Genomic DNA, 12,675 nt, shown 5'->3' with positions numbered 1-12,675 from the left:
CGCGGCGAGGTTCCCCTGCCATGTTTGCCCACGGCGTAACAGCTGTCCAGAGCCGGAAGTCCTTCCCGCCCACCGGCCCGCACCGGCGGGTCCTGGCGCTACGTGCCGTACACGGACACGGCGGCGGCCTTGACCACGAAGTGCACCGTCATCCCGGGAGCAAGGCCCAGGTCCGCCGAGGCAGCCGGCGTGATGTCGGCGGCGAGGCTGCCGGCGCGGACGCGGATCTGGTCGCCATGGGGCTCGAGGTCGGTGATGGTGACGGCAAACGAGTTCCGCGGGCTTCCATGCGCGTCGTCGAGGAACACAGACACGGCCGACGGCGGGAACACGGCCACGCCCGGGCCGCCCGGCCCGGGCAGCCGGCCGGGTTCCCCGGAGCCGCCCAGATCTTCGTCGTGCCCCGCGATCCGCAGGCCCTGGCTGGTGCGCACACCGGCGCCGTCGAGGGTGCCGGGAATGAAGTTCAGTCCGGCAAGCCCGGCAGCAAAGGAGCTGCGCGGGCGTTCCAGCACGGCACGCGTGGGACCCTCTTCTGCAACCTTCCCGTCTTCCAGGATGACCACCCGGTCCGCAAGGACCAGCGCGTCCAGGACATCGTGCGTGACGATGATGGCCTGCCGGCCCGCGAGGACCCGTTTGAAGAGGCGGCGCAGCAGCGGTGCGGAATGGATATCCAGGGCGGTCAGCGGCTCATCCAGCAGCAGAAGTGCGGGGTCGGCGGCGAGCGCGCGGGCCACGGCAACACGCTGGGCCTGGCCGCCGGAGAGTTCGGCGGGACGGCGCCCGGCGAGGTGTTCCGCTTCCACCTCCGCCAGCCAGCGCAGGGCACGCTCCTTCGCGTCCCGCTTGGGGACGCCGGCGCTGCGCGGCCCGAATGAGACGTTGTCCACCGCGCTCAGGTGGGGAAACAGCAGGGGCTCCTGGGCGAGCAGGGCGGTGCCGCGGTGATGAGGAGGCACCCAGGAGGGCTTTCCGCCGTCGAGGTCAAAGAGCGTCCTGCCGTTGAGTTCGGCGCGGCCGCTGTCCGGCCGCAGCAGGCCCGCGATGCTGGCCAGCAGGGTCGATTTGCCGGCGCCGTTGGGTCCCATGACGGCCACCGTTTCACCCGGCCGGACGGCAAGGTCCACGTCGAAACCCCGCCCGGCCACGGCCGCCTGGAAGGACAGCGTCACCGGACGTCCCCTCCGGCCGGTGCGGCCGTCGTCGTCCGCTGCCCTGCTCCGGCACGGGCCGCTGCCGGCTGCCGGTATGCGAGCGCCACCACGGCGACAGCGACGGCCACCAGCACCAGGGAGAGCGCGACGGCGGCGTCCGGGTCCGTTTCCCGCTGCAGGTAGATCTCCAGCGGCAGCGTCCGGGTAACCCCCTGGAGGCTGCCCGCGAACGTCAGCGTGGCGCCGAACTCGCCCAGGCTGCGGGCGAAGGACAGGACCGCGCCGGAGGCCAGTCCGGGCAGGACCAGCGGGAGCGTGACGCGCCGAAAGACGGTGCCCGGGCGCGCGCCCAGCGTTGCGGCCACGGCCTCGTAGCGGGAGCCGGAGGTGCGAAGCGCCCCTTCCAGGCTCACTACCAGGAAAGGCAGCGCCACGAACGTCTGCGCCAGGACCACCGCCGTCGTGGAGAAGGCGATGCGCAGCCCGAGCACCTCCAGGGTCTGCCCCAGCAGCCCTTGGCGGCCGAACGTGTAGAGCAGGGCGATGCCGCCCACCACCGGGGGAAGCACCAGGGGCAGGAGCACCAGCGCGCGCAGCAGCCCCTGCAGCCGGAAGGAGTCCCTGGCCAGGACCAGGGCCAGGGGAACCCCCAGCAGGATGCACAGGAGGGTGCTTGCCGCCGAGGTCCGCAGGCTCAGCCCCAGAGCCGTCAGGGACGGCTCCGACGTCACCAGCGGGATGAACTGCGTCCAGTCAACGCGCAGCACCATCGCCAGCAGGGGAAGCACGACGACGACGGCCGCCAGGACTGCCAGCGCACGGACCCACGCGGGGATGCCGGAGTAGGCGGCGGCCTGGGTGCGCGGCCGCGCCTGGGGTAGTTTCCCTGGCCGCTGTATCACTGGCTGCCCGGGCCGGAGCTGGCTGACCCGGAAGTGGCTGGCCCGGAATTGCCCGGGCCGGAAGTGGCTGACCCGGAACCGTCCGGCCCGAATCCTGCCGGGCCGAACCCCGCGGCGGCGAGGACCTTCTGGCCCTCGGGACCGGTGACCAGGTCCACGAACGCCTGGGCGGTGGCCTTGTTCCGGCCGTTGACGACGGCCGCAATCGGATAGGTGTTGACCGCGCTCCCCGATTCCGGGAACTGAATGCCTGCCACTTTGGTCCCGGCGGCCTTGATGTCCGTGCCATAGACCAGCCCCGCATCCGCCTCGCCGGAGGTGACCTTGCCCAGGACGTCAGTGACTGCGTTCTCCTCGCTGGCCGGGCTCAGCGCGACGCCGGCCGCTTCCGCCACTTTGGCTGTGGCAGCCCCGCAGGGGACCTGCCGGGCGCAGGTCACCAGCTTGATGCCCGGCCGGCCCAGGTCCTGGAGGGATGCGACCTTCGCGGGGTTGCCCGGCGGCACGGCGATGGCCAAGGTGTTGGTGGCGAAGTCCTCCGGCGTTCCCTCGGTGAGGCCGGCGTCCTGCACCTTCTTCATGTTGGCCGTGTCCGCGGAGGCGAAGACGTCAGCGGGCGCGCCCTGGTTGATCTGGCTGGCAAGGTCCGAGGACCCGGCGAAGCTCAAGGTGACCGTCGCGCCAGGGTGTTCCGCTTCGAAAGTGCTCGCGAGTTCGGTAAAGGTCTGCTTGAGTGAGGCGGCCGCGAAAACGGTGATGGCGCCTGCCGGTCTGGTGCCGGAACCGGTGGCGGTGCCGGCACTTGTTCCCGCGTCCGGATTGCCCGCCGTGGCACAGCCAGACAGGACGGCAAGCAGCAGCACGGCCAGTGCGGGGACGGCGGCCCGGAGGGTGGAAGCCGCGGACCGGACGGGTTGCCGGCTCATGCGGCGGCCCGGCCCTTCGGCGACTCGATGATGACGGTCGTTGCCTTGACCACGGCGGTGGCCACGGCACCAGGTTCCAGCCCCAGCTCACGCACCGCCTCGCTGCTCATCAGCGAGACCACCCGGAAGGGCCCGCACTGCAGTTCCACCTGCGCCATGACCTTGTCCGTAATGACGTTGGTCACCAGGCCCATGAACCGGTTCCGCGCCGAACTGCTGCCGCTCTTCGGGTCATCGGGAAGCTGGGCGAGCTTCTGCGCGTGCGTTGCCAGTTCCAGCCCGTCCACCGCCAGGCGGCCGGAGGGGTCCCGCAGCGCGGTGAGGGTTCCCTGCTCCGTCCACCGGCGGACGGTATCGTCGCTCACCCCCAGGAAACGGGCGGCCTCTGAAACGCGGATAAGTGCCATTCGGCGATTCTAGCCCGCAAATGAGGGTTGATGGCACGTTTTAAGACGCAGCAGCGGTCATGAACGTGCCGCGTGGCTGCAGGGCGTTCGACGGAAGGGCGGCACTAGACTCCTTGCATGGCCATCTACATCGACCCGCCGCTGTGGCCTGCACACGGAACACACTTTTCGCACCTGGTCTCGGACGCGTCCCTGGACGAGCTGCACGCGTTCGCTGCCGCCGCGGGGGTCCCCGAGCGGGCGTTCGACGGCGACCACTACGATGTGCCGGAACGCCGCTTTGATGACCTGGTGGCGGCAGGAGCGGTTCCGGTGGAGGGCCGGGTGCTGGTCCGCAGGCTCATTGCCAGCGGACTGCGGATCCCGGCACGCCGGCGGAATAAGTCATTGAAGGTCCCTCTCCTGAACCGCTGGGAAGCCATCATGCCGGGCCAGGACGCCCTGTTCCTGGACCTGCTGGACCGCTGGAGCGAACCGCACCGGCACTACCACGGCTGCACCCACCTGCTGTCCGTGCTGGAGGCGCTGGACCTGCTCACCGAACCGGCTGAAGCGCCCCGGACAGTACTGCTGGCTGCCTGGTTCCACGACGCCGTGTACCGCGGCGCAGCCGGCATGGATGAGGAGGAGTCGGCACGGCTGGCGGAGGAACGGCTTGCCGACGCCTGCCTTCCGGAGGCAGAGGTGGCGGAAGTGGCGCGCCTGGTCCGGCTGACCTCGGACCACCGGCCGGAACCGGGTGACAACGACGGCGCCCTCCTCTGCGACGCCGACCTCTCGATTCTCGGCGGCGAACCGGAGGAATACGCCCGCTACGTAGCTGCCGTGCGGAAGGACTACGCGCACATCGGCGACGCCGACTTCGCAGCCGGCCGGGCCGCCGTCGTCCGGCACCTGCTGGAACTGGACCCGCTCTTCCATCACCAGCGGGCCAAAGAACTGTGGCAGGACGCCGCGCACCGCAACCTGAACGGCGAATTGCAGTGAACGCGCCCGGCAGCAGCCCCCGGCACACATACTCCGCCAACGCGGCGCACCGGCAGCTGCCCTTCACCGTGCGGCTGGACTGGGGTCTGGAAGGGGGCAGGACGGTGGCCGCCGGCGCCGACATCGCCGTGGTGGTGGACGTCCTGTCCTTCGGCACCTGCGTCAGCGTGGCACTGGACCGGGGCGCCGACGTCTTCCCCTACCGCTGGCGGGACACCACCGCAGAGGACTTCGCCGCCCACCACCAGGCCCAGCTGGCGGGCCCCCGGAACGGCGGCGGGCTGAGCCTGTCCCCCGCCAGCCTCCGCGCGGCAGCCTCGCTGGAACGGCTGGTCCTGCCCTCCCCCAACGGTTCTGAACTCTGCCACGCCCTGGCGGCCGAAGTGCCCCTGGTGGCCGCAGTATGCCTCCGGAACGCCGCGGCCACCGCAGACTGGGTGGCCGCCAACCTTCCCGGCGACGTAGTAGTGGCGGTGGTCGCCGCGGGCGAACGCTGGCCGGACGGCACCCTCCGCCCTGCCGTGGAGGACCAGATCGGAGCCGGAGCTTTCATCGCAGGACTGGTGGCCGCCGGCAAGGGCGGCTATGAGGCCGGGGACGGCAGGCACGGCTATGCTCCGGAGGCCGTGGCGGCCATGGCTGTCTTCGAAGCGGCCGAGCCGCGCCTGCGCGAAACGCTCCAGCACTGCGCCAGCGGCCGGGAACTGTCCGGGGCCGGCTACGCGGAGGACGTGGACATCGCCGCTGAATTGGATGACAGCGACTCGGCAGCCATCCTGCGGGACGGGGCGTTCCGCCCGCTGTGACGGGACGGCAGTCCTGCCAGGCTGTACGTCCTGCCAGGCTGTACGTCCTGCCTAGCGGTAGGTCCTGACGGGATAGGTGCTCGCAAACGGCGTGGTGCTGGGCACGATCTGCTTCCCCAGCGGCATCAGGGACACCGGAATGAGCTTGAGGTTGGCGATGGCCAGCGGGATGCCCACGATGGTCACCGCCATGGCGAACGCTGTGACCACATGTCCAATGGCAATCCAGATCCCGGCCACCAGCAGCCAGATCACGTTGCCCAGCAGCGGGAAGACACCTGTGCCGCCGGGCTTGTCCACCACCATCCGGCCAAACGGCCACAGCGTGTAGGCAGCGATCCGGAATGAGGCAATGCCCCACGGGATGGTGACGATCAGCAGGCAGCAGACCACACCCGCGAGGAAGTAGCCCAGGGCCAGCCAAAAGCCGCCGAAAACCAGCCAGATGATGTTCAGAAGTGTCTTCATGCACCCATTGTGCCCTCGACCCCCTGACAAAAAGGCCTTTCGGCTAAAAGATGGGGGACATCCCTGATCCTGCCCTGACCCGCAGCCGCCCGGGCCCCGGAGCCGCCCGCCGCTAAACTGTGGCAGCCGCTTTTGCAGCCTGGACGAACGCCCGGACCTTGGCCAGGTCCTTCACGCCGCAGGTCGCTTCAACGCCGGAGGAAACATCCACGCCCCAGGCATGCGCGGCGGCCGCTGCCTGGCCGACGTTCGCCGCTTCAAGGCCGCCGGCGAGCAGCCAGTTCCGTCCCTGAAGCACGGGCAGGGCCGCCACGGAGGAGTAATCCCAGGACTCTCCGGAGCCCGGCACGGCGGCATCGATCAGGAGCAGGTCCTCACCCCAGTCTTCGAACTCGTCCTGGCCGGCACCCATGGTGATGGCCCTGACCAGCTTCATGCCGGCGTCGTGCACTGTTGCCACGTCTGCGCGTGACCGGTCGCCATGCAACTGGATCCACTCAAGGCCCGCGGCCCGGGCAATGGCGATGGCATCGGCGACGGGCTCGTCGCGGAAGACTCCGATCGGGGTGACGCCCTCCGGAATTCCCGCCAGCAGGGAGGCCACCTGCGACGGCGAGACGACCCGGGGGCTGGCGGTGAGGACGAATCCCACGGCGTCTGCGCCGGCGTCCACTGCTTCGCGGACAGATTCGGGCGTGCTGAGACCACACACTTTGACGAACATTCCCGGGCTCCTTCAGGCTGTTTTCGTGTTGACCCCCCGGAGGAGATTAGCAGGGACCGGACACAACTGCGACGAGCGGCCATGGCGGGGAACTAGGCTGGGCTGATGCAGATCATCCGCTTCGCTGACCTTGAGGCCGAACCATGGCGCAACGGCGGCGGGGTGACCAGGGAAATTGCCCGCCAGGCTTCAGCCGACGGCGGCTGGGACTGGCGGTTGAGCATCGCGGACGTCACCAAGGCAGGCGACTTTTCGCCTTTTCCGGGCATGGAGCGCGTCCTGACCGTCATCGAGGGCGAGCTGCTGCTCCTCACCGTGGACGGCGCGGAGCAGCCCCTGGAGAAGTACCGTCCGTTCCGGTTCGACGGCGGCGCCGCCACCGGGGCCAAACTGCCCACGGGCGACATCCGCGACCTCAACGTCATCACCCGGACCGGGGCGTTCAAGGGCTTTACCTCCATTATTGAGCTGTCCAAAAAGCGCGCCCACCCCGTGTTCGAGGGGCAGCTCGGGGTGCTGTTGCAGGGACAGGCGAAGGTCAGCGACAGCGCTGGGGAACCGCTGGACCTGGGCCGTTACGACGCAGTAGTGGGCTCAGGCAGCGATTCCCCGGAAATCCTCGGCCGCGGCTTCCTGGCCGTGGTGTCCATCGACCCGAACGGCCCCACAGGCTGACTGCCGCCGCCAGGTGGTGGGCTTGGGCACCAATGGTGGAACCCGCCGTCGTGCCTTGCTACCTTGGAATTCAAGGCTCCGCACCGGGGCCTCCGGACGACGGTTCAGTACCCGGCACGCGACAAGACTGGCCAAAGGAACTGTCATGTCGTGGATAATCCTCATCATTTCCGGGGCGCTGGAGGCCGTCTGGGCCGCCGCCCTGCACCGTGCTTCCCAGGCTTCCGGACGCCGGCGGGTTGCCCCCGCTGCCCTGTTCCTGGTGGCCGTGGCCGCCAGCACCGGCGGGCTTGCCGTGGCCATGCAGTCCATCCCCACCGGTACGGCCTACGCCGTGTGGGTGGGTGTGGGCGTGGTCCTCACCTCCGCCTACGCGATGGCCAACAGGGTTGAACGTCCGACGGCGGCGCGCCTGCTGCTGCTGTCCGGCATCGCCGCGTGCGTGGTCGGCCTCAAGGTGGTGGCGTAATGGTGAAGCGGGGCCTTCCATGGTTGGTGCTGCTGGCCTCGGCCGTCCTGGAGGCGGTCTGGGCCACCGCGCTCGGCCTGTCCGACGGCTTCACCCGACCCGTGCCCACCATCGTCTTCGCCGTCACCGCCACGCTCAGCATGGTGGGACTCGGCATGGCCATCCGGAGCATCCCGCTGGGCACCGCCTACGCCGTCTGGGTGGGCATCGGCGCAGCGTTGACGGTGGGCTGGGCGATGGCCACCGGCGTGGAGCCCTTCAGCGTGGTGAAGCTGCTGTTCATTGCGGGGATCGTGGGCTGCGCCGCGGGCCTGAAGGTGTTGCCGGCCCAAAAAGATGCGCCGCGGGTGCGCAGCGGTGACTAGGCTTTTGCCATGCACTCCCCCGAGATCGCCATGGCCGTGGATACGCTGCGGCGCCGGCTGCTGCCCGGAACGCGCACCATCCTGGGCATCGCCGGGGCGCCGGGATCCGGCAAGTCCACCTTTGCCGCCTGGCTGCAGGAGCAGTTCAGCCCCGGAACCTCGGTAGTGGTGCCGATGGACGGCTTCCACCTGGGCAACGCGATCATCGAAGGGACCCCGCTCCGGCAGCGCAAGGGAGCCATTGATACGTTCGACGCCGGCGGCTACCTTTCGCTGCTGCGGCGCCTGGCGCAGCGGGACGAGGCCGTGGTGTACGCACCGGAGTTCCGCCGCACCCTGGACGAGCCGGTGGCCGCCTCCATCGCCGTACCGGCCGAGGTCCCACTGGTGATCACGGAGGGCAACTACCTGCTGGCGGACCAGGAGCCGTGGAAGGAGGTGCGGGCGCAGCTGGACGAGGTGTGGTTCCTCGAAACCCCGCCCGCGCTCCGGCTGCAGCGGCTGGTGGACCGGCACATCTCGTTCGGCATGGAACGGGACGCAGCGGTCGCCTGGGCCAATGGACCCGATGAAGCCAATGCCCGGCTGATCCAGGCCACGCGCCCGGCGGCGGACCGCGTCCTACCTTGGCTGTAATTTTCAAAAGCAGGAAACGAACAGGAGAACCATGGCAAACGCACCCACTGAACCCGGCACCCCTGAAGCCGCGGGAACTGTCCAGCTCGGCGACGGACTGACCGTCAGCCGCCTGGGCTTCGGCGGCATGGCCCTCACGCCGGTCTACGGCGAGGTGGACCCTGCCGAGGCACTGCAGACCCTGCACCACGCCGTCGACGCCGGGGTCAGCTTCCTCGACACCGCGGACATCTACGGCGGCGGCAGCAATGAGGAACTCATTTCACAGCTGCTCAAGGACCGGCGGGACGAAGTCCAGCTGGCCACCAAGTTCGCGCTGGTGGGAACGCCCACGGACGGCTACACGGATATCCGCGGCGACGCCGGGTATGTGCGCGAGGCCGTGGACCGGAGCCTGCAGCGGCTGGGCACCGAGGTGATCGACCTCTATTACATGCACCGCCGCGATGTCCGCGTCCCCATCGAGGAGACCGTGGGGGCCATGGCCGAGCTGGTCAAGCAGGGAAAGGTCAAGCACCTGGGCCTGTCCGAAGTGACGGCACAGGAACTGCGGGATGCGTCGGCGGTCCACCCGATCGCGGCGGTCCAAAGCGAATGGTCCATCTGGAGCCGGGACGTGGAACGCAACGTGGTTCCGGCCGCCGCCGGCCTGGGCGTCGGCTTCGTCCCGTACTCCCCGCTGGGCCGCGGCTTCCTCACCGGAACCGTGGACACGTCAAGCCTGGGCGCCAAGGATTTCCGGCGCAACATCCCCCGTTTCGCTCCGGACGCCGCAGGCGCCAACCAGGCCGTGGTGGACGCCGTCCGGTCCGTGGCCGACCAGCTCAACGCCACGCCGGCGCAGGTGGCCCTGGCCTGGCTGCTGGCACAGGGCAAGCGGCTCGGCCTGCCGGTCGTTCCCATCCCCGGCACCCGCAAGGCCGCCCGGATTGACGAAAACCTCGGCGCACTTGCCCTGGAGCTCACCCCGGCGCACCTGCAGGCGCTGGACGCAGCGTCTGATGCCGTCGTCGGCTCCCGTTCCGCGGACCCCACGTGGGTGTCCGAGGGGCGGGAATAGGGCGCGTTTGCCGAAGCCATCACACCGTATTTTGACCAATACCCCTAGGAGCCCCATGACTGCCATCGTCCATTTTGAAGTCCAGATCGATCCCGCCCGCCGGGAGGACGCCGCCAAGTTCCTCTCCGAGACCTTGGCCGCCACCCGGGCGTGGCCCGGCAACCAGGGGATCGAGGCTCTCGTTGACGACGCGGACCCGTGCCACATCCTGGTGGTGGAAACGTGGGCCACCACGCAGGACCACGACGACTACGCCGCCTGGCGGAACACGCCGGAAGGCAAGAGCGCGCTGCACGAGATCCTGGCCGGCCCGCCGTCCAAGCAGGTCTACTCCACCACCATGCCGCTTGACCTGCAGCCGTCCGCGGGCTGACGATCATGGACTCACTTCGATATGACCTGCCGGCCCTGACCATCCGCAGCATCTCCGTCAGCGGGATGGACAACAACGTGTACCTGCTGACCGCCAAGGAAAGCGGCGCGCAGGTGCTGATTGATGCCGCTGACGACCTCCCGGCCATCCGCCAACTGCTGGCGGACGGGGCTGCGGACACCTCTGCAGCCCCGCGGCTTGCCCTGGTGGCCACCACCCACCAGCATTGGGACCACGTGCGGGCCCTGAAGGAACTGGTGGAAGCCACGGGGGCGCGGACGGCAGCAGGGGCGGACGACGCCGATGCGCTGCCGGTCCCGGTGGACGTTCGGCTCAGCCACGGCGACGTGGGCAACTTCGATGGCTTCGACATAACGGCCGTGCACCTGCGCGGCCATACGCCCGGCTCCATCGCCTTCGTGTACCAGGACCCGGACGGCCCGGCCCACATCTTCTCGGGTGACTCGCTGTTCCCGGGCGGCGTGGGCAACACGGACAAGGACCCTGAACGGTTCAACCAGCTCCTGTCCGACGTCGCAGAGCGGCTGTTCGGCGCCTACCCGGACACCGCCGTCGTCCATCCCGGGCACGGCAAGCCCACCACGCTGGGTGCCGAGCGGCCGCACCTCGACGAGTGGCGCGCCCGCGGCTGGTAGATCCCTTAAACGGCTAAGCGGGCCCACCTAAAAGGCGGGCCCGCTCAAGAGGCACTTCTAGCGGCCGCGGCGCTCGTTCGACGCCGGTGCGGACGCGCGGCGGGGGCCGCTGCGGGCGGGACGGCCCGAGCCGCCGTTGCCTGAACTGCCGCTGCCGGAACCGTAGGAGCCTCCCGAGGTTCCGCCGGTGTTGGAGGACCAGACTGCCTTGCTTCCGCCGGTTGCGCCGGAGCGCTGGCCGGAGGTACCCGCTGCGGCGCGCTGGCCGGTTGCGGGGCGCCCGCTGCGCTGGCCACCGCCCGAGGCAGGACGTCCGCCGGTGGCGGGGCGTCCGGTGCCGCCGCGGGGAGCGTCGCTGCGGGTGATCCGGGAATCGGTGCGGCCCTCGGCTGCACGTCCGTTCGATCCGCGGCCGGCCGATGAGCGGCCACCTGCTGCGGGAACGTCGTTGCGGTGCGTGGAAGCCGTGCCGCGGCCGCGGGCGTTGCGGCGGGCAGCGGCTGCTGCCACTGCGCGGTCCTCGTTCTGCTCGGCATTGCGGTCGAATGCTGCACGGGCTTCCGTGCGGCCTTCGAAGGCGACAGCCCGGCGCTCGGCGCGGGTGGCGTCGCTGCGGGCGGATTCGGCCGAAACCTTGCCGCGTCCACTACGTCCGCCACGCCCACCGGTGGTGGGAGCAGCCTGGCGGCGTGCACGCTTGCGCTCCGCGTTGGCTCCGGTGGAGGTGCCGCCGCCCTGCTTGGGGGCTTTGGCTGCCAGGAGCGCGGCACGGGTGCGGGGGTCAACCTTCTCCGCAATGTCGCCAACCAGTTCAGCCACGATGGGTGAGCTGGCCGTGACGCGCTCGAAGCTGACGTCCACGCCGGCGGCCTTCATGAGCTTCTTCACGTCGGCCTGCTGTTCGGGCAGGGTCAGCGTGACCACGGTGCCGTCGGAACCGGCACGCGCGGTGCGGCCTGAACGGTGCAGGTACGCCTTGTGCTCGGTGGGCGGGTCCACGTGGATGACCAGTTCGACGTCGTCGACGTGCACACCGCGGGCGGCGACGTCTGTTGCCACCAGGACGCGGACGTCGCCGTTGGAGAACTCGGCCAGGTTGCGGTCACGCGCATTCTGGGAGAGGTTGCCGTGCAGGTCCACGGCGGGGATCCCGGCGTCGGTCAGGGTCTTGGCCAGCTTGCGGGCGTGGTGCTTTGTCCGCATGAACAGGACGCGGCGGCCGGCGCCGGAGGCGAGCTCCACGATCAGTTGCTTCTTGACGGTCTGGTCGTTGACCACCAGCACGTGGTGCTCCATGGTGGTTACCGCTGCCTGCGGATCGTCCACGGAGTGGGTGAGCGGGTTGGACAGGTAGCGCTGGACGATCTTGTCCACGCCGTTGTCCAGGGTGGCGGAGAAGAGCAGGCGCTGGCCCTCGCTGGGGGTCATGTCCATGAGCTTCTTGACCACCGGCAGGAAGCCGAGGTCGGCCATGTGGTCGGCCTCGTCCAGGACGGTGATCTCCACCGCTTCAAGGGTGAGGATGCGCTGGCGGATCAGGTCCTCCAGGCGGCCGGGGCAGGCGATGACGATGTCGACGCCGGCGCGCAGCGCCTTTTCCTGACGGGCCTGGGAGATGCCGCCGTAGATCACGGTGGTGTTCAGGCCGGCGGCCTTGGCCAGCGGCTCGATGGTGGCGTTGATCTGGGTTGCCAGTTCACGGGTGGGTGCCAGGACCAGGCCCATGGGGCGGCCGGGCTTGCGGAAGTGCTTGGCTTCCCGCTCAGCGAGTCTTGCTACAAGCGGGATAGCGAAAGCAATGGTTTTACCGGATCCGGTCCGGCCCCTGCCCAGGACGTCACGGCCGGACAGCGTGTCCGGAAGGGTCTTCACCTGGATGGGGAACGGTTCAACGATTCCCTGGGCGGTAAGGGTGTCTGCAAGGGCCTTGGGAGTACCGAGGGCAGCAAAAGTAGTCATGTAGTTTTTTACGGTCTTTCTGGCGGTATCCAGGCGGATATCGGCCCCCGATGCCGGTTGGACCAGGGGTTTCGCCGAAGAAAAGTCAGGTGATCAACCGGGCGC

Annotated in this window: 16 protein-coding genes and 1 riboswitch; of the genes, 9 read left to right on the top strand and 7 right to left on the bottom strand. The window is 69.5% G+C overall.

Annotation, left to right across the window (positions count from 1 at the left end; all coding sequences use genetic code 11):
- Window positions 1-98: 98 nt before the first annotated feature.
- The 4 genes from BACI349Y_RS01525 to BACI349Y_RS01510 are packed head-to-tail and all read right to left on the bottom strand — an operon-like array spanning window position 99 to window position 3,392.
- Window positions 99-1,175, bottom strand: coding sequence for a sulfate/molybdate ABC transporter ATP-binding protein (locus tag BACI349Y_RS01525; RefSeq protein ID WP_159629823.1), 1,077 nt, complete (start codon window positions 1,173-1,175; stop codon window positions 99-101).
- On the bottom strand, window positions 1,172-2,056 hold the full coding sequence (locus tag BACI349Y_RS01520; RefSeq protein ID WP_159635033.1) for an ABC transporter permease: 885 nt from the start codon (window positions 2,054-2,056) through the stop codon (window positions 1,172-1,174). The genes BACI349Y_RS01525 and BACI349Y_RS01520 overlap by 4 nt, the downstream gene beginning before the upstream one ends.
- Entirely contained in the window at window positions 2,056-2,985 is a 930-nt protein-coding gene (gene modA, locus BACI349Y_RS01515) for a molybdate ABC transporter substrate-binding protein (RefSeq protein WP_159629821.1), read from the bottom strand. The genes BACI349Y_RS01520 and modA overlap by 1 nt, the downstream gene beginning before the upstream one ends.
- On the bottom strand, window positions 2,982-3,392 hold the full coding sequence (locus tag BACI349Y_RS01510; protein ID WP_159629819.1) for a TOBE domain-containing protein: 411 nt from the start codon (window positions 3,390-3,392) through the stop codon (window positions 2,982-2,984). The genes modA and BACI349Y_RS01510 overlap by 4 nt, the downstream gene beginning before the upstream one ends.
- A gap of 117 nt (window positions 3,393-3,509) precedes the next feature.
- Here BACI349Y_RS01510 and BACI349Y_RS01505 point away from each other — a divergent pair, with 117 nt between their 5' ends.
- Both BACI349Y_RS01505 and BACI349Y_RS01500 read left to right on the top strand, forming a co-directional pair.
- On the top strand, window positions 3,510-4,379 hold the full coding sequence (locus tag BACI349Y_RS01505; RefSeq protein ID WP_159629817.1) for a DUF4031 domain-containing protein: 870 nt from the start codon (window positions 3,510-3,512) through the stop codon (window positions 4,377-4,379).
- Window positions 4,376-5,185: a 2-phosphosulfolactate phosphatase gene (locus BACI349Y_RS01500; protein ID WP_159629815.1), complete on the top strand. Its 810-nt coding sequence runs from the start codon at window positions 4,376-4,378 to the stop codon at window positions 5,183-5,185. The genes BACI349Y_RS01505 and BACI349Y_RS01500 overlap by 4 nt, the downstream gene beginning before the upstream one ends.
- 51 nt (window positions 5,186-5,236) lie before the next feature.
- On the opposite strand, the gene BACI349Y_RS01495 is transcribed toward BACI349Y_RS01500, so the two are convergent.
- Complete coding sequence (locus BACI349Y_RS01495) at window positions 5,237-5,653, bottom strand: YccF domain-containing protein (RefSeq protein ID WP_159629813.1); 417 nt, start codon at window positions 5,651-5,653, stop codon at window positions 5,237-5,239.
- Between the two features lie 112 nt (window positions 5,654-5,765).
- Complete coding sequence (locus BACI349Y_RS01490; protein WP_159629811.1) at window positions 5,766-6,377, bottom strand: phosphoribosylanthranilate isomerase; 612 nt, start codon at window positions 6,375-6,377, stop codon at window positions 5,766-5,768.
- A 105-nt stretch (window positions 6,378-6,482) separates the two neighbouring features.
- Between BACI349Y_RS01490 and BACI349Y_RS01485 the strand changes: the two genes are divergently transcribed.
- From BACI349Y_RS01485 to BACI349Y_RS01455, 7 genes are all read left to right on the top strand, one after another.
- Complete coding sequence (locus BACI349Y_RS01485; protein WP_159629809.1) at window positions 6,483-7,052, top strand: HutD/Ves family protein; 570 nt, start codon at window positions 6,483-6,485, stop codon at window positions 7,050-7,052.
- A 70-nt stretch (window positions 7,053-7,122) separates the two neighbouring features.
- Window positions 7,123-7,188, top strand: a riboswitch (guanidine-III (ykkC-III) riboswitch).
- 9 nt (window positions 7,189-7,197) lie between these two features.
- Window positions 7,198-7,521, top strand: a complete 324-nt coding sequence (locus BACI349Y_RS01480; protein WP_159629807.1) for a DMT family transporter — start codon at window positions 7,198-7,200, stop codon at window positions 7,519-7,521.
- Window positions 7,521-7,886, top strand: coding sequence for a DMT family transporter (locus tag BACI349Y_RS01475; RefSeq protein WP_159629805.1), 366 nt, complete (start codon window positions 7,521-7,523; stop codon window positions 7,884-7,886). The genes BACI349Y_RS01480 and BACI349Y_RS01475 overlap by 1 nt, the downstream gene beginning before the upstream one ends.
- 9 nt (window positions 7,887-7,895) lie before the next feature.
- Window positions 7,896-8,522: a nucleoside/nucleotide kinase family protein gene (locus BACI349Y_RS01470; RefSeq protein WP_159629803.1), complete on the top strand. Its 627-nt coding sequence runs from the start codon at window positions 7,896-7,898 to the stop codon at window positions 8,520-8,522.
- Window positions 8,523-8,553: 31 nt separating this feature from the next.
- On the top strand, window positions 8,554-9,582 hold the full coding sequence (locus BACI349Y_RS01465; protein ID WP_159629801.1) for an aldo/keto reductase: 1,029 nt from the start codon (window positions 8,554-8,556) through the stop codon (window positions 9,580-9,582).
- Window positions 9,583-9,637: 55 nt separating this feature from the next.
- Window positions 9,638-9,955 (top strand): putative quinol monooxygenase, encoded by a 318-nt coding sequence (locus tag BACI349Y_RS01460; protein ID WP_159629799.1) that lies wholly within the window; start codon window positions 9,638-9,640, stop codon window positions 9,953-9,955.
- Window positions 9,956-9,960: 5 nt separating this feature from the next.
- On the top strand, window positions 9,961-10,611 hold the full coding sequence (locus BACI349Y_RS01455) for an MBL fold metallo-hydrolase (RefSeq protein WP_159629797.1): 651 nt from the start codon (window positions 9,961-9,963) through the stop codon (window positions 10,609-10,611).
- A gap of 57 nt (window positions 10,612-10,668) precedes the next feature.
- On the opposite strand, the gene BACI349Y_RS01450 is transcribed toward BACI349Y_RS01455, so the two are convergent.
- A complete protein-coding gene (locus BACI349Y_RS01450; protein WP_159629795.1) occupies window positions 10,669-12,570 on the bottom strand; it encodes a DEAD/DEAH box helicase in 1,902 nt (633 codons plus the stop codon).
- Window positions 12,571-12,675 lie beyond the last annotated feature (105 nt).

The sequence above is a fragment of the Arthrobacter sp. 8AJ genome (genome assembly GCF_902506025.1).
In the GTDB taxonomy this organism is placed as follows: domain Bacteria; phylum Actinomycetota; class Actinomycetes; order Actinomycetales; family Micrococcaceae; genus Arthrobacter.
This window is presented reverse-complemented; position numbering and strand designations above follow the sequence as displayed.